At 59.8% G+C, this 19,659-nt stretch carries 14 protein-coding genes and 4 tRNA genes; 14 read left to right on the top strand and 4 right to left on the bottom strand.

The window, feature by feature from the left end:
• Nucleotides 1–25: 25 nt before the first annotated feature.
• Together AC1Z1G_RS19145 and AC1Z1G_RS19140 are read left to right on the top strand one after the other, a co-directional pair.
• Nucleotides 26–1,177 carry a TDT family transporter gene (locus tag AC1Z1G_RS19145; RefSeq protein WP_483621791.1) on the top strand — a complete coding sequence of 384 codons (1,152 nt, stop codon included), beginning with the start codon at nucleotides 26–28 and terminating at the stop codon, nucleotides 1,175–1,177.
• 85 nt (nucleotides 1,178–1,262) lie between these two features.
• Nucleotides 1,263–3,137, top strand: a complete 1,875-nt coding sequence (locus tag AC1Z1G_RS19140; RefSeq protein WP_483621789.1) for an MFS transporter — start codon at nucleotides 1,263–1,265, stop codon at nucleotides 3,135–3,137.
• Between the two features lie 110 nt (nucleotides 3,138–3,247).
• Here the strand turns inward: AC1Z1G_RS19140 and sugE are convergent, their stop codons facing one another.
• Nucleotides 3,248–3,562 (bottom strand): quaternary ammonium compound efflux SMR transporter SugE, encoded by a 315-nt coding sequence (sugE, locus tag AC1Z1G_RS19135; RefSeq protein WP_483621787.1) that lies wholly within the window; start codon nucleotides 3,560–3,562, stop codon nucleotides 3,248–3,250.
• A 216-nt stretch (nucleotides 3,563–3,778) separates the two neighbouring features.
• Nucleotides 3,779–4,699: a recombination-associated protein RdgC gene (gene rdgC / locus AC1Z1G_RS19130; RefSeq protein WP_483621785.1), complete on the bottom strand. Its 921-nt coding sequence runs from the start codon at nucleotides 4,697–4,699 to the stop codon at nucleotides 3,779–3,781.
• A gap of 159 nt (nucleotides 4,700–4,858) precedes the next feature.
• Here rdgC and AC1Z1G_RS19125 point away from each other — a divergent pair.
• From AC1Z1G_RS19125 to AC1Z1G_RS19105, 5 genes are all read left to right on the top strand, one after another.
• A tRNA-Val gene (locus AC1Z1G_RS19125) sits at nucleotides 4,859–4,934 on the top strand.
• A gap of 19 nt (nucleotides 4,935–4,953) precedes the next feature.
• A tRNA-Asp gene (locus AC1Z1G_RS19120) sits at nucleotides 4,954–5,030 on the top strand.
• A 186-nt stretch (nucleotides 5,031–5,216) separates the two neighbouring features.
• Nucleotides 5,217–5,292 (top strand) — tRNA-Val (locus tag AC1Z1G_RS19115).
• 19 nt (nucleotides 5,293–5,311) lie between these two features.
• A tRNA-Asp gene (locus AC1Z1G_RS19110) sits at nucleotides 5,312–5,388 on the top strand.
• Nucleotides 5,389–5,883: 495 nt separating this feature from the next.
• Nucleotides 5,884–7,932 (top strand): c-type cytochrome, encoded by a 2,049-nt coding sequence (locus tag AC1Z1G_RS19105; protein ID WP_483621783.1) that lies wholly within the window; start codon nucleotides 5,884–5,886, stop codon nucleotides 7,930–7,932.
• A 57-nt stretch (nucleotides 7,933–7,989) separates the two neighbouring features.
• On the opposite strand, the gene AC1Z1G_RS19100 is transcribed toward AC1Z1G_RS19105, so the two are convergent.
• Nucleotides 7,990–9,126 carry a catalase family protein gene (locus tag AC1Z1G_RS19100; protein ID WP_483621781.1) on the bottom strand — a complete coding sequence of 379 codons (1,137 nt, stop codon included), beginning with the start codon at nucleotides 9,124–9,126 and terminating at the stop codon, nucleotides 7,990–7,992.
• 28 nt (nucleotides 9,127–9,154) lie between these two features.
• A complete protein-coding gene (locus AC1Z1G_RS19095) occupies nucleotides 9,155–10,963 on the bottom strand; it encodes a di-heme-cytochrome C peroxidase (protein ID WP_483621779.1) in 1,809 nt (602 codons plus the stop codon).
• A 265-nt stretch (nucleotides 10,964–11,228) separates the two neighbouring features.
• Here AC1Z1G_RS19095 and bamJ point away from each other — a divergent pair, with 265 nt between their 5' ends.
• From bamJ to AC1Z1G_RS19060, 7 genes are all read left to right on the top strand, one after another.
• The gene (gene bamJ / locus AC1Z1G_RS19090) at nucleotides 11,229–11,942 is read left to right on the top strand and encodes a BamJ family beta-barrel-assembly machinery protein (protein ID WP_483621778.1); all 714 of its coding nucleotides are present in this window, start codon (nucleotides 11,229–11,231) and stop codon (nucleotides 11,940–11,942) included.
• Between the two features lie 292 nt (nucleotides 11,943–12,234).
• A complete protein-coding gene (locus tag AC1Z1G_RS19085; RefSeq protein ID WP_483621777.1) occupies nucleotides 12,235–12,690 on the top strand; it encodes a YkvA family protein in 456 nt (151 codons plus the stop codon).
• 114 nt (nucleotides 12,691–12,804) lie between these two features.
• Nucleotides 12,805–13,146 (top strand): helix-turn-helix domain-containing protein, encoded by a 342-nt coding sequence (locus tag AC1Z1G_RS19080; RefSeq protein WP_483621775.1) that lies wholly within the window; start codon nucleotides 12,805–12,807, stop codon nucleotides 13,144–13,146.
• The gene (locus AC1Z1G_RS19075) at nucleotides 13,143–13,514 is read left to right on the top strand and encodes a hypothetical protein (RefSeq protein WP_003179080.1); all 372 of its coding nucleotides are present in this window, start codon (nucleotides 13,143–13,145) and stop codon (nucleotides 13,512–13,514) included. Before AC1Z1G_RS19080 ends, AC1Z1G_RS19075 begins: the two co-directional genes overlap by 4 nt.
• Nucleotides 13,515–13,943 carry an SEL1-like repeat protein gene (locus AC1Z1G_RS19070; RefSeq protein WP_483621771.1) on the top strand — a complete coding sequence of 143 codons (429 nt, stop codon included), beginning with the start codon at nucleotides 13,515–13,517 and terminating at the stop codon, nucleotides 13,941–13,943.
• A 202-nt stretch (nucleotides 13,944–14,145) separates the two neighbouring features.
• Complete coding sequence (locus tag AC1Z1G_RS19065) at nucleotides 14,146–19,017, top strand: RHS repeat-associated core domain-containing protein (RefSeq protein WP_483621769.1); 4,872 nt, start codon at nucleotides 14,146–14,148, stop codon at nucleotides 19,015–19,017.
• Complete coding sequence (locus tag AC1Z1G_RS19060; RefSeq protein WP_483627915.1) at nucleotides 19,017–19,415, top strand: hypothetical protein; 399 nt, start codon at nucleotides 19,017–19,019, stop codon at nucleotides 19,413–19,415. The genes AC1Z1G_RS19065 and AC1Z1G_RS19060 overlap by 1 nt, the downstream gene beginning before the upstream one ends.
• Nucleotides 19,416–19,659: the final 244 nt, after the last annotated feature.

Genomic DNA, 19,659 nt, shown 5'->3' with positions numbered 1-19,659 from the left:
CCTCACCAGAGGAGAGGAGTTCGCCATGTCATGCCCCAACAGCGTCAAACCCGGCCTTCGGCCATTGAGTCATTTGCAGCACCCCCGTGAAGTCGTCCGCCAGTTCACCCCCAACTGGTTTGCCGCCACCATGGGCACCGGGGTGCTGGCCCTGGCGCTCGCCCAACTGCCGACGTCGATTCCCGGCCTGCATGCCTTCGCCGAAGGTTTGTGGATGTTCAATATCTTCCTGTTTCTGCTGTTCAGCGCGCTGTATGCGGCGCGCTGGGCGTTTTTCTTTGAGGAAGCACGGCGGATTTTCGGGCACTCCACGGTGTCGATGTTTTTCGGCACGATCCCCATGGGGCTGGCGACTATCATCAATGGCTTCTTGCTGTTTGGCTTGCCGCGCTGGGGGGAGGGCGTGGTGCACGTGGCCGAGGTGCTCTGGTGGCTCGATGTTGCCCTGTCGCTGGCCTGCGGCGTGTTGATTCCCTACTTGATGTTCACCCGCCAGGAACACAGCATCGACCAGATGACCGCCGTTTGGCTGTTGCCGGTGGTGGCGGCGGAAGTTGCCGCGGCCAGCGGTGGTTTGCTGGCGCCGCACCTGACCGACGCGCATGCCCAACTGGTGGTGCTGACAACCAGTTACGTGTTGTGGGCGTTCTCAGTGCCGGTGGCCTTCAGCATCCTGACCATCCTTCTGTTACGCATGGCCTTGCATAAACTGCCTCACGAAAACATGGCCGCGTCGAGCTGGCTGGCGTTGGGACCGATCGGCACCGGGGCGCTGGGCATGTTGCTGCTGGGCAGCGACGCGCCGACGATCTTCGCGGCCAATGGCTTGCCAGGTGTCGGCGAAATCGCCGCGGGCCTGGGGCTGGTGGCCGGGATCACCCTGTGGGGGTTCGGCTTGTGGTGGATGCTGATGGCGGTGCTGATCACCTTGCGTTACCTGCGCGCCGGGATTCCGTTCAATCTTGGCTGGTGGGGCTTTACCTTCCCGCTGGGCGTGTATTCCCTGGCGACGCTGAAACTGGCCAGTACCTTGAACCTGACGTTCTTCAGTATTTTTGGCAGCGTGCTGGTGGTGGCGCTGGCGTTGATGTGGCTGATTGTTTCCGCGCGCACCGTGCAGGGCGCCTGGCGTGGCGAGTTGTTTGTTTCGCCATGCATTGCAGGATTAAAGAAATAATCGGCAAAGATTAGGTAAGCTTTTGTCCCTGGATGGTCTTTCGACATTCCAATAACAGCCTCCAGGCCACTCAGGGACATGGACGATGAGTCACCCTTCGCAATTCACCTTGCTTCGCACACGGCGTTTCCTGCCGTTTTTTGTTACGCAGTCCCTGGGGGCGTTCAACGACAACCTCTTCAAACAGTCGCTGATCCTCGCCATCCTCTACAAGCTGGCCATCGAGGGCGACCGTTCGATCTGGACTAGCCTGTGCTCAATGCTGTTCATCCTGCCGTTCTTTCTGTTCTCGGCGCTGGCCGGGCAGTTTGGCGAAAAGTTCGCCAAGGACTCATTGATACGCCTGATCAAGCTGTGTGAAATCGCCATTATGGCGGTGGGCGCTGTCGGGTTTGTCTTCGATCACCTGTCGCTGATGCTTGTGACGCTGTTCGCCATGGGTACTCATTCGGCGCTATTTGGCCCGGTGAAGTATTCGATCCTGCCCCAGACCTTGCACGAAGACGAGTTGGTCGGCGGCAACGGTCTGGTAGAGATGGGAACGTTCCTGGCGATTCTCGCGGGGACCATCGGCGCCGGGGTCATGATGTCCTCGACGCACTATGCGCCCATTGTCTCTGCGGCGATCGTGGCGGTGGCCGTGCTCGGTTACCTGGCCAGTCGCAGCATTCCCCGCGCTGCTGCATCGACCCCTGAACTGCGCTTGAACTGGAACATCTTCACCCAATCCTGGGCCACCTTGCAGTTGGGGCTCAAGCAAACACCTGCGGTGTCGCGCTCGATTGTCGGCAATTCGTGGTTCTGGTTCATGGGCGGCATCTACCTGACGCAGATTCCGGCCTACGCCAAAGACTGGATGCACGGTGACGAAACCGTGGTGACGCTGATCCTCACGGTGTTTTCGGTGGGCATCGCCCTGGGTTCGATGCTGTGCGAGAAGCTCTCCGGGCGCAAGGTCGAGATCGGCCTCGTGCCGTTCGGCTCCTTCGGCCTGACAGTGTTCGGGCTGCTGCTGTGGTGGCATTCGGGGGCGGTGCCGCAAAATGTCCTGGCGAACGACTGGCTGGCGGTACTCGGTTACCACGAAGCCTGGTGGGTGCTGATTGATATTCTCGGGCTGGGGATTTTCGGTGGTTTCTATATTGTGCCGCTGTATGCGTTGATCCAGTCGCGCACGCCGGTGCATGAGCGCGCCCGAGTGATTGCGGCGAACAACATTCTCAATGCGTTGTTCATGGTGATCGCGGCCGCGTTCTCGATCGCAATGCTGAGTGTCGTCAAGCTATCGATCCCGCAGTTGTTCCTGGTGATCTCGCTGCTGAACATTGGCGTCAACGCCTACATCTTCAAAATCGTTCCCGAGTTCAGCATGCGCTTCATGATCTGGCTGCTCAGCCATTCCATGTACCGCGTGCAGCACCGCAACCTGGAGGCTATCCCGGACGAAGGCGCTGCGTTGCTGGTCTGCAACCATGTGTCGTTTGTGGATGCACTGTTGATTGGCGGTGCGGTGCGTCGGCCGATTCGCTTTGTGATGTATTACAAAATCTACAACCTGCCGGTGCTCAACTTCATCTTCCGCACGGCGGGGACGATTCCGATTGCCGGGCGTCAGGAAGACATTCAGATCTACGAAAAAGCCTTCAAGCGCATCGCCCAGTACCTGAAGGACGGTGAGCTGGTGTGCATTTTCCCTGAAGGCAAGTTGACCGCCGACGGCGAGATCAATGAATTCAAGGGCGGGTTGACGCGGATTCTCGAAGAAACCCCGGTGCCGGTGATTCCGTTGGCGTTGCAGGGGTTGTGGGGGAGCTTCTTCAGTCGCGACCCGAACAAGGGCTTGTTCCGTCGGTTGTGGTCGCGGGTGACGTTGGTCGCTGGCGCGGCGGTGCCGGTCGAGGCCGCTCAGCCGGCACAGTTGCAGGCATTGGTAGGCGAGTTGCGCGGTGCCGTCCGATAGTCGGTGCCGGTGTTGGCCTCATCGTCGGATCGTCGCCCGGAACAAGCTCGCTTCCACGGTGGAGCGCGGTCAAATGTGGGAGCGGGCTTGCTCGCGAAGACGGTAGAGGCCTAAGCGCTGACTTTAAGCCCGATCAACCCGGCAATGATCAGCGCAACGCTGGCCAGCCGGAACAGCGCCATGGACTCGCCAAACAGGATGATCCCTGCGATGACCGTGCCGACCGCGCCCACGCCGGTCCAGATCGCGTAGGCCGTGCCCAGCGGCAGTTCCTTCATCGCCAGGCCCAGCAAGCCGAGGCTGATGGCCATGGCAATGATGGTCAGGGCGGTGGGGAGAGGGCGGCTGAAACCGTCGGTGTACTTCAGGCCGACAGCCCAGCCCACTTCAAACAGGCCGGCGAAAAACAGAATGATCCAGGACATGAAACACCTCCATCAATTGACGGGGCCGTCCCCTGATTGATAACTCGATCGAGCCGCGAGGTCGTCCCCGCGTTGGCGCGTAGAGTGCCCATTATCAATCTGGGGATCAAGTTTTCACTCAGTCCGCTGCTGGTTGGGCATCTCGTTCGCGGCCTTGCTTTTGTGGGAGCAGGCGGAACGCTGCCCGACCCGCTCCCACATTAGAGATCACACACTTTAGATGCCTTGCGGTATCTCTTCCCCGCCCAGCGCTTCAACCAGCGCCGGGAGGAATTCGCCGAAGGTCAGCATCATCAGGGTGAAGCTGGCGTCGAGTTGGCCGAGGGCTTCGTCGCCACCGTCCTGTTCCGCCTGATCCTGCAGCAGGTCTTCGAACTTCAGGCGCTTGACGGTCATCTTGTCGTCGAGCATGAACGACAACTTGTCCTGCCAGGCCAGCGACAACTGAGTGACCACTTTGCCGGTGCTCAGGTGCAACTGGATTTCTTCGCTGGTCAGGTCCTGACGCTTGCAACGCACGATGCCGCCGTCTTCGTGGGTGTCGCGCAGCTCACACTCGTCCAGTACAAAGAAGTCGTCCGCGGCTTTCTGGGTGGTGACCCATTCAGTCATGGTCGCGGTCGGGGCCATTTTTACGGTCAGTGGACGTACCGGCAACGAACCGATCACTTCACGCAGGGTGGACAGCAAGTCTTCGGCGCGTTTCGGGCTGGCCGAGTTCACCAGGATCAGGCCCTGTTTTGGCGCGATGGCAGCGAAGGTCGCCGAGCGGCGGATAAAGGCACGCGGCAGGAACGCCTGGATGATTTCATCCTTGAGCTGGTCACGCTCCTTCTTGTAGACCTTGCGCATTTGCTCGGCTTCGATCTCTTCGACCTTTTCCTTGAGCGCGTCACGCACAACGCTGCCCGGCAGAATGCGTTCTTCTTTACGGGCAGCGATCAGCAGGAAGTCCTGGCTGATGTGCACCAGCGGAGCGTCTTCGCCTTTGCCGAACGGCGCGACGAAACCGTAGGTGGTCAACTCCTGGCTTGCACAGGCACGCGCCGGTTTGGTCGCCAGTGCGGTTTCCAACGCCTCAGCATCAAAAGGCAGATCTTGGGTCAGGCGATAGATAAGCAGGTTTTTGAACCACATGGGGTGAGTCTCTCCTTTATACAAAGGAGCGCATTATTCTCTGCGAAGCGTCATAGGCCAACCCTCAGCTAAGCCTTTGGAAGGCTTGTAAAAATTATTTAAAAAAGTGCTTGCCAGAGGTTGGGTCGCTCCGTAGAATGCGCGCCACACCGAAGCGAAGGGTGATTAGCTCAGCTGGGAGAGCGTCTGCCTTACAAGCAGAATGTCGGCGGTTCGATCCCGTCATCACCCACCATTCGTTTCAAGTGTTACGCGCAGCGGTAGTTCAGTCGGTTAGAATACCGGCCTGTCACGCCGGGGGTCGCGGGTTCGAGTCCCGTCCGCTGCGCCATATTCGGTAACCTGGAACGCTGAACGCCAGGTCACCACAGGAAGCCCGCTAACGCGGGCTTTTTGCTGTAAAGAGTTCCATGCGAAGTGTATTGTTTCATCGAAATTCAGTTTTTTTAATTTTTTATCAATTAAATCAACACCTTACGAATTTTTGTGGCATAATGCGCCCCGCAACGAAGGTAAAGGGTGATTAGCTCAGCTGGGAGAGCGTCTGCCTTACAAGCAGAATGTCGGCGGTTCGATCCCGTCATCACCCACCATTTACGTTCAACGCTACGCGCAGCGGTAGTTCAGTCGGTTAGAATACCGGCCTGTCACGCCGGGGGTCGCGGGTTCGAGTCCCGTCCGCTGCGCCATATTCGGTAACCTGGAACGCTGAACGCCAAGTCACCACAGAAAGCCCGCTTAATGCGGGCTTTTTGCTGTCCGGGATTTGATAAATACCCGGCAGCTTTCTCGTCTGTCCGGCTGTCGATAACCGCCTCTTTATCTCCCGTTTTCCCGAATCTCTCCGCGCGCTTCGTTTGCGCAACTGAACCTCCCCCTGATTCACGTCAACGACCGCCCGAGCCAATTCCTTTACAACGAGGGTGGGACCTGAGTGGCTAATGCCCGTCAGTTAAGTGAAATCTCTGTGGGAGCGAGCCTGCTCGCGAAAACGGTGTGTGCGCAAACATTGATGTTGAATGTGCCGACGTCTTCGCGAGCAGGCTCGCTCCCACATGTTTCGTGCCCTAACTGACAGGCATTAGGCCTGAGTGGCCCCGTTCTCTGCCTGATGAACCTATAAAAACGAAAAGGGACCTGGCCAACGGGACCACCCGGCGCCAGTCCCGAAAAGGGATATTTCAATGGATTTGACTCTGCCGCGGCTGGCCATTCTGGGCTCGTCGTTGTTGTTCGTGCATCAACTCCACGCCAGTGAGCCGACCCCGGCAACGGTTTCTGTCACCCCTGCCAGCTCACTCATCGAGCAGGGCAAGTACGTTGCCCAGCTCGGCGACTGCATCGCGTGTCACACCGCCAAGGGTGGCGCGGTCATGGCCGGGGGGCTGGAGCTGAAAACACCGATGGGCACCCTGTACTCCAGCAACATTACGCCGGACCCGGACACCGGGATCGGCCGGTACACGTTCGAGCAATTTGATCGTGCGATGCGCGAAGGCGTGAACCCGGCGGGCGATAACCTGTACCCGGCGATGCCTTATCCGTCTTACGCGAACATGAGCGAGACGGACATGCGTGCCCTCTATGCCTATTTGCTGCAAGGGGTGACGCCGGTCAGCCAGGTCAATCTGGAAGCGGACATGAGCTGGCCGTTCAATCAGCGATGGGGGTTGTGGTTCTGGAACCAGATGTTTGTCGACAGCCAGCCTTTTGTACCGGACCCCGGCAAGGATGAAGTCGTTAACCGTGGCGCTTACCTGGTCCAGGGGCTGGGGCATTGCGGCGCCTGCCATACGCCGCGCGGCATTGCCTTCCAGGAGAAGGCCATGAGCGACGCCGGTTCCAGCGGCAAGCACTTCCTGGCAGGCGAAACGGTGGAAGAGTGGCGTGCCCTCAGCCTGCGTAACCTGTGGACGGTCGAGGACACCGTGCAGTTGCTCAAAACTGGGCAAAATCGCTTTGCCACGGTGTCCGGCAACATGGCGGACGTGATCCATCACAGCACCCAGCATTTCACCGACGGCGATCTGACCGCGATTGCGACGTATCTCAAGTCCCTGCCTGCCGGCAAAGACGATCTGCCGATGCCGCTTGAACCACGAACCCCGGCCGAACCTCCGGCAGCGTTGTTCACCAGCCGCGGCGGTTTGGGCTACACGCAATTTTGCGCCGACTGCCACCGGCCGGATGGCGGCGGGGTGAACGCGATGTTCCCGCCGCTGGCAGGCAACCCGAGCGTGGCCTCGGCCAACCCGACCTCGCTGCTGCACATCACCCTCACGGGTTGGAAAACCGCAGAAACGGCGACCCATCCACGGGTCTACACGATGCCGGGTTTCGCCCGGCTCTCGGATCAGGAAATCGCCGAGATCCTGAGTTTCGTGCGCTCCAACTGGGGCAACAGCGGCTCGGTAATCAGCGCTGCCCAGGTCAAACAGATGCGTGCGCAGCTCAATCCGACCACCGATTCCTCAACCTTCGAGACGCCGCGCCTGGCTGACATGCTGGCGGCACCCAATGCCGACCAGGTGGTCCGTGGCATGCGCCTGCACCTGCAAACCAAAGCGCTGTTGCCGGACAACGTGGGCAACTCGCTGAACTGCACCAGTTGCCACCTCAACGCCGGTACGGTGGCCGATGGCTCGCCGTTTGTCGGGGTGTCTGCGTTCTTCCCCGGTTACGCACCGCGTGCGGGCAAACAGATCACTTTGCAGGAACGTATCAATGGCTGTTTCAGGCGTTCGATGAATGGCCAGCCACTGCCGGTGCAGTCGCCGGACATGCAGGCGATGGTGGCCTACTTCGACTGGATGAAGCTCAACACCAAACCCGAGGACAAAGTCGCCGGGCGAGGTGTCGGCAAAGTCGACACGGCGCTCAAGCCGGACATGGAAAACGGTCAACGGGTCTACGCCAAGCAGTGCGCGGTATGCCACGGCGCCGAGGGCGAAGGCCTGAAACGTGCCGACGGGGCGCTGGTGTTCCCGCCGCTCTGGGGGGATGAGTCGTTCAATATCGGAGCGGGCATGGCGCGGGTCTACACTGCGGCGGCCTTCGTCAAACGCAACATGCCGATCGGCTTCCACGAGAAATTCCCGTTGGGGCAGGGCGGTCTGTCCGATCAGGAGGCCGTGGATGTCGCGGGCTACTTCTCCCGGCAACCGCGTCCGGACTTCCCGGACAAGGCGAAGGATTGGCCAAACGGCGGTAAACCGGTGGATGCGCGTTACTGATGCGATGCGCAATGCCTGGCCCCTGACGTGTTGTCCGCGTCAGGGGCCGGTTTGCCGTTACTGCTCAGCGTTGCGAGTGTGACGGTAATCACTGACGGCTTCGTACACTGCTTTGCGTAGCCGGTTGATACCGCCAATCGGTCGATGATCTTCCAGGCCAAACCACGGGTTGAACGACAGGTTATCGCAGTGCCGGTTTTGCGCCGGCGTGTCGAAGTCCTGGGCCGGGACCTTGATGCGCGCCACGGTCTCGAACGGTGCATCGCTTTCGCGCCACTCGATACTGGTGTCTTCGATAGGCATGTACTGGCTCGGGTCCTGACGCTGGATCTGCAAGACGAAACAGGCCGGTACCCGGTCGATGGACAGTTGCTGATTCAGCGCTGCACGCAGGAAGTTTGGCAGCGCCTGATTTTGCGTGGGCAGTGCATACGCCGGGCAGCTCTGTGGGTCAGGAGCCACGCGGAACTTGATGTTGGCCTTGCCGAATGTGTAAGGCGAAACGGAAAAGTACGTAGTCTGCGTTGGGCTGGCCGGGGCGGGTGCCAGAGTCGACAGGGCAATGAACAGATGACGCACCTGCCAACTGCGCGGGTCGACGCTGGGGAAAAACGCCATCGCCTTCTTGCCATCGGCCTGCGCGGCCACGTTCTGACGGTATTCGGCGACATCACTGACGAAGAAGTTCGGATGATTGAACATCACGAAATCCTGCTCGCCACGGCCCTGCTGTTCCTTGAGTAACTGGGGCCCCGGCACATCGAGCAACTTGATCGCCATGCCCCGAGCGTCGCGGATGCTGTCGAACTGCGGATAGGCATTGCCGTTGGACAGACGCAGGATCGCCTGCCAGGTTTTTCCACGGTCGGCGAAAACCCCTTGGCGCAGTTCGGGCGCCAGGTCCTGCAACACCTGAACCTCGGCCTTCACACAGCCATGGGCTTTGGCATGGGCATCACGCAGGTAGCGGGTGTTGTCCCGATGCTGGTCGACGATACGCACGGCCGTTTGAATGATGTCCTGGGTCATGGCGGCCTCGCCCTCGGGGATTTGCTCTTCCACCGACACCGGGCCTTGGTGTTGCCAGGCAAACACCGCCGTCGCCACTGCCCAGCTCAGCAGGCCAAGGCCCGCCAGCAACAGCAAGGCCTTAGCGATGAAGGTTGTGATGCGCAGCCAAAGGGTGCTCAACATGCGCGTGTCCTTTTCATCATGGGGAGGGTCATGGCAGTTGCGCTTCCAGAGGGCCGCCCAACACTTTCAGGTATTCCAGCAGCGCCCAGCGCTCCGTGGGTTTGAGCCAGCGGCCGATCACGCCGTTGCCTCGTTCGCCCGCGCGGAACTCGTGCCCGCCGTTGTGGTTGCCGGTGATCCGGGTGTCGAACACAAAACCGTTGGTGAAGGCCTCGGTGCGATAACCCAGGTGCAAGGGGTCGTATTCAAACGTGCCTTTATAGAAGGTGCTGTCGCGTTCATCTTGTGGCGAGAGCAGTTGATAGAGGTTGGGCACCGAGCCGTTGTGCAGAAACGGCGGTGTGGCCCACACGCCCGCCAGTGGCCGGGCCTTGTAGGCGCGTAGCTCGCGCACACCGATGGGCAGGCCGAAACCGTTCAGGTCGTCGCGTTCTGCGGCGCTGACATTGGCCTCGCGGTAGGCGCGCTCCTCCACGAACGCCGTGACGTACGCCAGGCCTTTGGCCACCGACACGCTGCTCAGGTCCAGCGGCTCGTGGGGCGTGGGGTGCAGTTTGACGTCCAGTTGCGCGAGCTCGGCCGGGTCCCATTGCAGGGCCGTCAGGTCGAAGCGCTGATCAGCAATGTTGCTGGCGGCACCGGGGTCGGTGCCGATGACTTCCACCGGGAGCATTGTCAGCGTCTGGAGCGGGCGGCCGTTTTCCTCGCTCACCTTCGGCACGTGGCAGCCTGCGCAGTTCTCGGCAAACAGGGCCCGGCCCTTGGCGGCGAGTGGTTTGTCGACGGTGCCCAGTAGGGGTTCCGGCCAGGTCGGTGGCTTGAGCTGTTTCAGCGTTTGCTCGATCAGGTGCAGGTCGCGTACCCGCACGCTCGACGGGTAGCGTGCATCACCCTTGAGCGGCTGACCGGCGCTGTCAAAGAAGCTCAGCGTGGCGCCTACGCCCAGGGCTTCGCCGATGTTGCGGGCCATGGGTTGTTGCGCAGAGCCGTTCCACTGCACCCAATCGAAGGTCCACATGTCCCACAGGTGCGGGTAGTCCACCGGGGCGTTGGCCACTCGGTAATTGTCCGGGGAAATGGCATCGCCGAAGCTTGCGTTGGCGATGCGCCCGAAGGCGTCGGTGCGGCCAGGGCCTTCTTCGGTAGGGTAGAGGCCGCGATGGGTGTCGTTCCAGGCCACGCCGAGGAAGGTGTCCAGTGAGGTTTTGAAGTCTTTGCGCAACTGCTCGTGACGGGTTGCATAGTCCTGACCCAGCACCTCGCGGGCAAAACGCTCGAACTTCCACGGGTTGTAATAGGTGGCGGCAAGGCTGGCCACCAGCGCCTGCCCGAAGCTGCCGCCACGCAAGGTGGGCACGCTGGACGGCAGCACGTGCTGCGCTGAACCACCGTCGATACGAATCGCCTGGCCGTTGAAACGCAGCTCGCCGGTGTGGCAGGCAGCGCAGGTAATATCCAGAAACTCTTCTTGGCTGCCGGTATTTTGATGGCGTGCGAAACCCACTGGAAGATTGCCAGGGTTGTTCAGCGAAGGTTTTTGGACCGGGTCTACCAGAAACCCAAAGCGCGCCAGGTACTCGGGGCTGGCAAAGCGTTGTGGCGAGAAGGGCAGCTCAAGGGCGGTGAACCAGGTGTAACGCAAGCCTTTGACCTGTGTGCCCTGGGGCGTGAAGTAATAGAGCTGACGCTCGGCGGCCGACCATTGATCGAGATAATGCACCTGCTCGGCCGGGGTATAAGCCGGCAGCCTGGGGTTGGCGACGTAATAAATCACCAAGGTCAACACGGCGAACAACAGCAAAAAAATCAGCAGCAACACACGGTGAAAAAGACGCAAGAGACTATCCTTATGATTTTTTGTCGTCTTATGCCTGAGCTTGAAAGGTGCGGCAAGTGGCCATTACGTCGGCAGTCGTCAGATGGGGCTGGTTACGCTATGAGCGGGGGATGACGGACGGCTCCTACCGATTATGAAAATGCGTTTAAATGCCTGAACTTATCAGACGTTTCCTGCTCTCATGCCGGTAGCCATTGGTCGTGGCGGCCTGATAAGCTCGCGGCTTTACTCGATTGCCCTTTAGGCGCATGAACAAGGAAATAGCATGAAACAGCATCGGTTGGCGGCGGCGGTAGCCCTGGTTAGCCTGGTACTCGCGGGTTGTGACTCGCAGACCAGCGTAGAGCTGAAAACTCCGGCGCAAAAAGCTTCCTACGGCATCGGCCTGAACATGGGCAAGAGCCTGGCTCAGGAAGGCATGGATGATCTGGATTCCAAAGCCGTAGCCCAGGGCATCGAAGATGCCGTCGGCAAGAAAGAACAGAAACTCAAGGATGACGAACTCGTCGAAGCCTTCGCCGCGCTGCAAAAGCGTGCTGAAGAGCGTATGGCCAAGATGAGCGAAGAGTCGGCAGCCGCTGGCAAGAAGTTCCTTGAAGAAAACGCCAAGAAAGCCGGTGTGACCACCACGGCTTCGGGCCTGCAGTACGAAGTCGTGAAGAAAGCCGATGGCGCTCAGCCAAAGCCGACTGACGTCGTGACGGTTCACTACACTGGCACCCTGACCAACGGCACTGTTTTCGACAGTTCGGTTGAACGCGGCAGCCCGATTGATCTGCCGGTCAGCGGTGTGATCCCGGGTTGGGTCGAAGGCCTGCAACTGATGCACGTAGGCGAGAAGTACAAGCTGTACATTCCTAGCGAACTGGCCTACGGCGCACAAAGCCCTAGCCCGGCAATCCCGGCCAACTCGGTGCTGGTATTCGACCTGGAACTGCTGGCCATCAAGGATCCGGCAAAACAAGACGCCGCCAAGTAATCCGCGTCTGTTATAAAACAACGCCCCGTTTATACGGGGCGTTGTTGTATCTGGCGTTCGGTGATGGATAAATGGCACGAACGGACGGGGTTGCCGGGAGTCATAGCATTGAGGGTGCCGGTGCTAGACGCACAAGGGTGCCAAGTCAATGAATTATTGGGTTTTTTTATGTGAGTAAAAAACGCCCGATCTGAGTCAGGCCCTTATGAAACGGGGCTTTCAGGCGTGAAATGCAGCTCTGTTCACAAGGTTATCCACAATTTGTGTGGATAACATTTCAGCAGGAGGGATGATGAAGACACCCTGGAGTTTCGCTCGGTTTTTACCTTTGGCGGGTCGGTTGATCAGCCGTGGGCGTTTACCCACCCTGTTGTTCGCCGTGGCCAGCAAGGGCGCCAGCCAGGGCAATCGCCTGGGCAAGCTTAAAGATGACCTGAAATTATTACAGGCATTGTGCCTGGCCTACTGGCGGGGCGAGTACCGGGCCATCAGCGGCAAGGCGATTGTGTCGGTGGTGGCGGGGCTGATGTATTTCCTCAGCCCGGTGGACGCCATTCCGGATTTCATCCCGGTGTTCGGCATGCTCGACGACATCGCGGTACTGGCCTGGCTGATGAAAACCCTTGATGACGAACTCAACGCTTTTCGCGCCTGGCGCAACCGCCAGGTGCCGGAAAAGCTGGCCGTGGTCGAGCGTTTGCCCGATACGCTGCAGCAACTCCAATTGCAGGGACCGAAAAAAACCTGAGCCGTTTCAGGATCATCCACAGATTGTTACCCCCTCGCGACCTTGGCGGCTGTTAGGATTACACTTCTAGGGAAAGTGCCGACTCGCTAAGTGTTGTTGTCCTACGGGGTAGTCATGGATATTCAGATAATTGCACGCGATGGTGAACCCGAATATGCGGTTCTGCCGTGGGCTCAGTATCAGGCTCTATTGAAGGCAGCAGGTGTCAACGAAACACCGCCACGTGAAACACCGGTCCGCCATGCGGCCGTACCTGGCCAGATTCTTCCGGGCCTGGACCAACTCAAAAGTCTGCGTGAAGGGAAGGGCATCGCCCTCGAGGCGCTGGCCCGCACAGTCGGAATCAGCCCGTCCTATCTAGCCCTGATTGAAAGTGGCGAGCGTCTGCCTGACGCTGCGATCCGCCGCAGTCTGGCCTGGGAGTTGACGGTGCCGGGTTGGAGGGACGAATCGTGAGCGTACGCATCAGCCGTCAACACTGGGACGGGTTGCTCGGCGAACTGGATCAGGCCCGTCGCCAGCGTCATCTACTGACCTACCGGGCGCTGCTCGAGCGTTTGCAGTTACCCAGCCCGGCCATGCAAACCCTCACCGCCGCCCTTGAGCATCTCGCGGCCCTGGACGCCCGAGCCGAGCAGCCACTGCGCAGTTCACTGGTGATCAGCCAGGGTGCCAGCCGTTTGCCGCGCACCGGTTTTTTTGAGTGCGTGGAACGCCTGGGACGTTTTTCCGGACCTTCCGATGGTGTCGCCGCAGCGTCCTGGCATGCCTCGGAAGTGGTGCGGGTGTTTGAATACGAATACCCTGAATCAGCGGAGGCCTGAATGCTCTGGCGACTGAAAGCGCGTGCCAGTTACTGGCTGGCACGTCGACTGTTTCACTGGACCTGGCTGGTGCGTCAACCGCGAGGCTGGAGCTGGCTTGAAGGGCAGTTTGCGCGGATGGCCAACCTGGGCGATGTAGGGGCGCAGAGTTTCTACGGCCACATCTTGGCGTTCCGGGGCCAAGGCCTCGGCGCACGCGAGGAGGGCGTGCGATTGTTGCGTCTGGCAGGGTTGGCGGGGGATGGCAAGGCGGCCTATCAGGTGGGCGTGATCAGCCTTGCCGGAACGCCGAGCAAGGCCCCGGATGCTGCCGAGGCGGCGCGCTGGTGGGCAATGGCGGCCAAGGCCGGGCATCCGCTGGCAGAACTCAAATTGAGTGAACTGGCGGCCCGTGCCGGCGCCGAGACTCAGACACCGTCGTCCACATGACCTGAGTAATCCAAGACGGCCCGTGAAGTGCAAGGCTTCCGGGCCCGGGTTTCTGCGAACAATCCGGGACGATTCAGTCAGTCGCCTCGGATTTTTCCGGTTTAACGAAACACCCTACAGTCACCGCCTACTTCGCTGACTTCTTTCCCTGCCCATTCGCTGCACAGTCTCGCGCTCCACTCCACATGCGCGAGACCTTGCAATGTTCGACCCCGGCGGGGCTTCGGTCCTGAGTAACATCATTGGCCATCTCGTCATTGCGGCCCTGAATCCTGAAAGCCCCGACGTAGAACAGCTCTTCAGCGATTTTCGGCTTAGCCTCAACGACTATGAGGCCTGGGCCGAGAGCTTCTGGACCGGTTGGGCGCTGGATGTCGAGCAGGTGTTCAATGTCGGCGATGACGTCAGCCTGACGGCGCCGAAGGGGTCGACCGAGCCTGTCAGTTCGAGCGTCGTGATGTGCCCGGCCGATGGCCCGTTGACCCTGGTGCACATGTTCCAGAGCACGCGTTTCGTGCCCATCGGCAACACGCCGGTGATGCTGGAACCCGTGCTCAAGGGGCGCAATGGCGACGTCGTCATCGGGGAGGCCATTCACAAGACCATCGGTCCCAGCGGCATTCTGGAAATCCCCGAATGCTGGCGCGGCCAACGCTATCGCATCACCTTTTACCCCGACGTTTCCCAAGACCAGGTCAAGGCCCTTTACGCCTCCTATCAGGAGGTGCTCGACAAACTGGAAGGCTGGCTGCGCAGCGAGTGGACGAACGAGTTTCAACCCCAGTGGGCGAGCTTTTCCGAGGCGGGTGTTCTCGGTCGCTTCAGCATACTGCAAGAGGCGGACTGGCGCGGGGTTGAAAGTGCGTTTCTGAGCCTGTGGGATGAGGTTCATCAGCTCTATCAACTGCTGGCCGGCCTGCACACCAACAGTGAAAAACTCCTCGAGTACCTGACCCAGGCAGAGCTGGACATCCTGCTCAAAGCCCCCGCGCAGGCAATCGCCAATGCGCTGCTGATCCTCAGTGATGAACCGCTGATGTTCATCTATCTGGCGGCCGTTATCAGCTGGCTGCGCATGCTGCCCCCCCAACACGAAGCCGAAGTCATGGCCCAGGTTCGTACCGAGGTGCTGATCGGCGTGTTGCTGGCGTGTGTCACCGGGGGGCTGGGCCTGGGGCTGGGCCTGAGCGCCAAGTCGCTGGGCAAGATCAAGTCCGAGCGTGCCCGCCACTGGCTGGCGGCCCTGAGCCTCAAGCTGGCGGAGCTCTCAAATGATCAGCGCCTGACAGCGCACGCCTCGGTGCTCAAACCGTTGATGGTCAATGCCCGAAACGCGCCGCTGGCACCGACCCCGAGTGTGCCGCTGAAAATCACCCCGGGCGAAGCGCCGACGCTCTACGTGAAAAACCCGGCGGCGCTCGCCCGGAACAAAACCGAACCAAGGTCGCGCCTCAGTCAGCAGGAACACCACGACGACGCCCCGAATCAGGCGAAAAACCCTAATGGCGACAGCGCTGATTGTGTGGCCCTGACCTGCACCAACAACTGCCCGGTGTCGATGGTCACCGGTGAGGAACTACTGACCCTTACCGACGGCGAACTCGATGGCGTGCTGCCGTTCGCCTTCACCCGCTTGTACCGCACCAGCGCCGTGGAGATCGATTGTGGCCTGGGTTTTGGTTGGAGCCATTCGCTGACACAGCGCCTGCACCTGACTGAGCAGGAGGTGGTCTGGACCGACCACGAGAACCGCCGCACGTCTTTTGTGCGGCCCACGGCGCAACGTCCGAGCATCCACAACAGCCTGTCCCGGGCGGCGATTTACCTGGGTGAAGACGCCAATGAACTGATCGTTGCGCCGGCTGGCGAGAGCGCTCGGTTCTATCACTTTCGCGACGGCCACCTGAGCGCAATTAGCGACGCCTACGGCAACCGTTTACGCATCACACGCGACCGGCAGGACCGGATCAAACGGCTGGACAACGGCGCCGGTCGGGCCTTGTTGTTGCGGTACGAGCGGGCGCACCTGATTGCCGTCGACTACCAATGTTTTCACCCGGCCGCGAACCTCGACGAAGCCTGGCGCACCGAGCAAACGCTGGTTAGCTATCGCTATGACGAATGCGATCACCTGGTCGAAGCCTGCAACGCTGCGGGCGAAAGCGAGCGTTACGACTACGACGAGCGGCACGTCATCCTGCAGCGGCAACTGGCCGGTGGCGCGAGTTTTTTCTGGGAGTGGGAGCGCGAGGGCAAAGCGTCACGCTGCGTTCGGCACTGGGCGAGTTTTGAGCAGGTCAACGCGCACTACGTCTGGGGTGACGACGGCCGCGTGACAGTGCAAAACGCCGACGGCAGCGAGGAGGTTTACGTCCATGACGACCGGGCGCGGCTGCTGCGCACGGTCGATCCGGCCGGGGCCGAGCGGCTCAATGCCTACGATGATCAGGGCCGGTTGATCGCCGAACAGGACGCCCTCGGTGCCGTCACCGAGTACCGCTACGACGAGGTCGGTCGGCTCATCGCACAGATGCCGCCCGAAGGTGAACCCACGATCTTCGAGTACCGCCACGGCTTCCTGTACCGGCGGTGCCGGGGTCAAGCCGTGTGGACAACCCTGCGCAACGCCCAGGGCGACATCACTGAAGCGAGCGACCCCGACGGCCACGTCACTCGCTACTACTACGACGACAAGGGTCAGCGGTTGTTGGTGCGTTACCCGGACCGCAGCGGCCACCAATGGACCTGGAACGCCCTCGGCCAGCTCACCGAAGAACAACTGCCCGACGGCAGCATACGGCGTTATGGCTACGACCCACTGGGCCGGATGGTGGTGCGCGAGGATGAACACGGCGCCGTCACCCGGTATCAGTGGGACCTGGTCGGGCGGCTGGTGCAGACCACGCTGCCCGGCGGCGCTCACCGCGCGTTCAACTACAACGCCTACGGCAAGGTCACCGCCGAGCGCGATGAGCTCGGCCGCGTCACGCGGTATGAGTACGACGACGATCTGCACCTGATCAGCCATCGCATCAATCCCGATGGCTCGCACCTGCGCTATCGCTATGACAACGCGCGGTTGCGGCTCACCGAGATCGAAAACGAAGCGGGCGAACAGTATCGGCTCGACTACACGCCCAGTGGCCTGATCGCTCAGGAAACCGGGTTCGACGGCCGACGCACCGCTTACGCCTATGACCTCAACGGTCACTTGCTGGAAAAAACCGAGTATGGCGACGACGGCTCGCAGCTGATCACGACGTACCAGCGTGATGTCCACGGTCGGTTACTGCTCAAAACCCTGCCTGACGGCAGCCCGGTCGAGTACCGCTACGACAGCCTTGGCCGGTTGGTGGGCGTCGATGACAGCCACGACTGGCCGCTGGAATTTCGCTATGACCGCCAGGATCGGCTGATCACCGAACATCAGGGCTGGGGCACGCTGCATTACTGCTATGACGCCTGTGGCCAGCTCAATCAGATGCGCCTGCCGGACACCAGCACGCTCGACTACCACCACGCGCAGGGCGGCGCACTCACGGCCATCGACCTCAACGGCGCCCGGCTGACCACCCACCACGTTGAATTCGCTCGCGAGCGTCAGCGTCAGCAAGGGCTGTTGCTCAGCGACTATCAGTACGACGAACAAGGCCGGTTGCAGGCGCACGCACTGTCGCAACAGGCCCAACCGCGCTATCGCCGCGACTACGCCTACAGCGCCAACGGCAACCTCGCCTTCATCGCCGACAGCCGCAATGGCCAGCGCAACTATCAGCACGACGCGCGTGACCGGCTGACCCACGTCCATCACGTCCGCGACCCGCAACCGGAGCGCTACAGCCACGACCCGGCCGGTAACCTGCTGATGCAGGACCGTCCCGATCACGCGATGCTCAAGGGCAATCGCTTGCTGATGCACGGCGACCGGCACTATGACTACGACGCCTTCGGCAACCTGATTCGTGAGCGTCGCGGCCGAGGGCAAACCCTCGTCACCGAGTATCGCTACGACTGCCAGCATCGGCTGATCGGCGTCACGCTGCCCGATGGCAGCCAGGCGAGTTATCGCTACGACGCCTTCGGCCGACGCACCGCCAAAACCGTCAACGACCTCACCACCGAATTCTTCTGGCAAGGCGAGCACCTGATCGCCGAACACAGCCGCGAGCATCACCGCAGCTACGTCTACGAGCCCGGCAGCTTCCGCCCGTTGGCCCTGCTCGACGGCGAAGGCCCGACCAAGGCCTGCCCGTTCTACTACCAACTCGACCACCTGGGCACCCCGCAGGAACTGACCGACTACAGCGGTGGAATCGTCTGGTCCGCGACCTACCAGGCCTACGGAAAACTCACCAGCGTCGAGCAGTCTGGCGAAGACGCCCTCGACCAGCCGCTGCGTTTCCAGGGCCAATACTTCGACCCCGAAACCGGCCTGCACTACAACCGCCACCGCTACTACCACCCCGACATCGGCCGCTACCTCACCCCCGACCCCAGCAAACTCGCGGGCGGGCTCAACGCCTATCAATACACCCCGAACCCTACGGGCTGGGTAGACCCGCTGGGGCTCAACACCTGCCCGGGCGCCAGCACCTGCAAGAAACCGGGAGAGGCGGAAGACCCGACGGGGCAGGCGAAGGTGGATGAGGGGGAGCCTGGGCTAGCAGCCCCGAAGGGAGAAAAAGAGTATCTGTACCGGGGAGATCAACGTGAGCCTGAAGATGTGTTTGACAATGGATTCAAAAGCAAGGGTAAAAGTAATGATTTACTACTCCACTCTATTGATAGCGATTATCCGCCAAGTGATTTCATTAGTACGTCGTATTCGAGAGATGTCGCGGTGCAGTTTGCGACAGGATTTCATACAAGAATGGGGTATTTGTATACGTTGAATAAGATCCCAGGTAGGGACCTTAAAAAGGAATTGGGAGCGATGTATCAGTTCGGAGCTGAAAAGGAGATTGCGATCCAGGGTGTTATCAAGAATGAAGATGTTCTAGGAGCGACATTGATGATAGATGATGGTCGTTCATTCGGTTACTCCATACCGAATCTGAATAGGAAGGTGAAGTGATGGTGTCTGTAAGAATAACTATTGGTGTGAGCGGTGCACAGGACGATGCAGTGTTTATCCTTGATGAAAAGACTGTTTCCATAAGGTTTGTAATGAATAACGGTTTTGAACGAGCTTATTCGGGTACGAATTTTTTTGATTGCTTTTCGCAGGTTAGGCTTGACTGTATTGATGTGACATTTTTTTGTAAGGGGGCTAAGATTAATGTTTATCCATCTAGTATGGCGTTGCAAATGTCTCTTGGTTTGAAGGCCTATGAACTTACTTTAGGGCGGGCTTGTGCACTGACTGATATGGTGTATATATTTGACTATGAAGATGAGGGGCTCGTGACGAATCCGGATTTGCAACGGGACTTTTTTATGCGTTGGTTGGCTTCGGATAAGATTGATGGCTGAGTTGTAAGTGTTTTTATGATTTTCTGTTGGCGGTAGATTGTGAATCATACACATGGTCTTTAATTTTGAGAGTGGTGTACTCTTGGTTTTTGACTGGATGGGTTGATTTGAAGTTTGGTGGTGAATGAGGTAGCTGTCACGCTGCTCGAAGTGGAGTATGGTGAGTAGCTTGTTCTATTTCTATAGGGCGACTTTTGTTGGTCGGAATTTAGAGTTGCGCGGCCTTTCTGTATGGGGATATATG

The sequence above is a fragment of the Pseudomonas sp. JL27(2026) genome (genome assembly GCF_056933555.1).
This window is presented reverse-complemented; position numbering and strand designations above follow the sequence as displayed.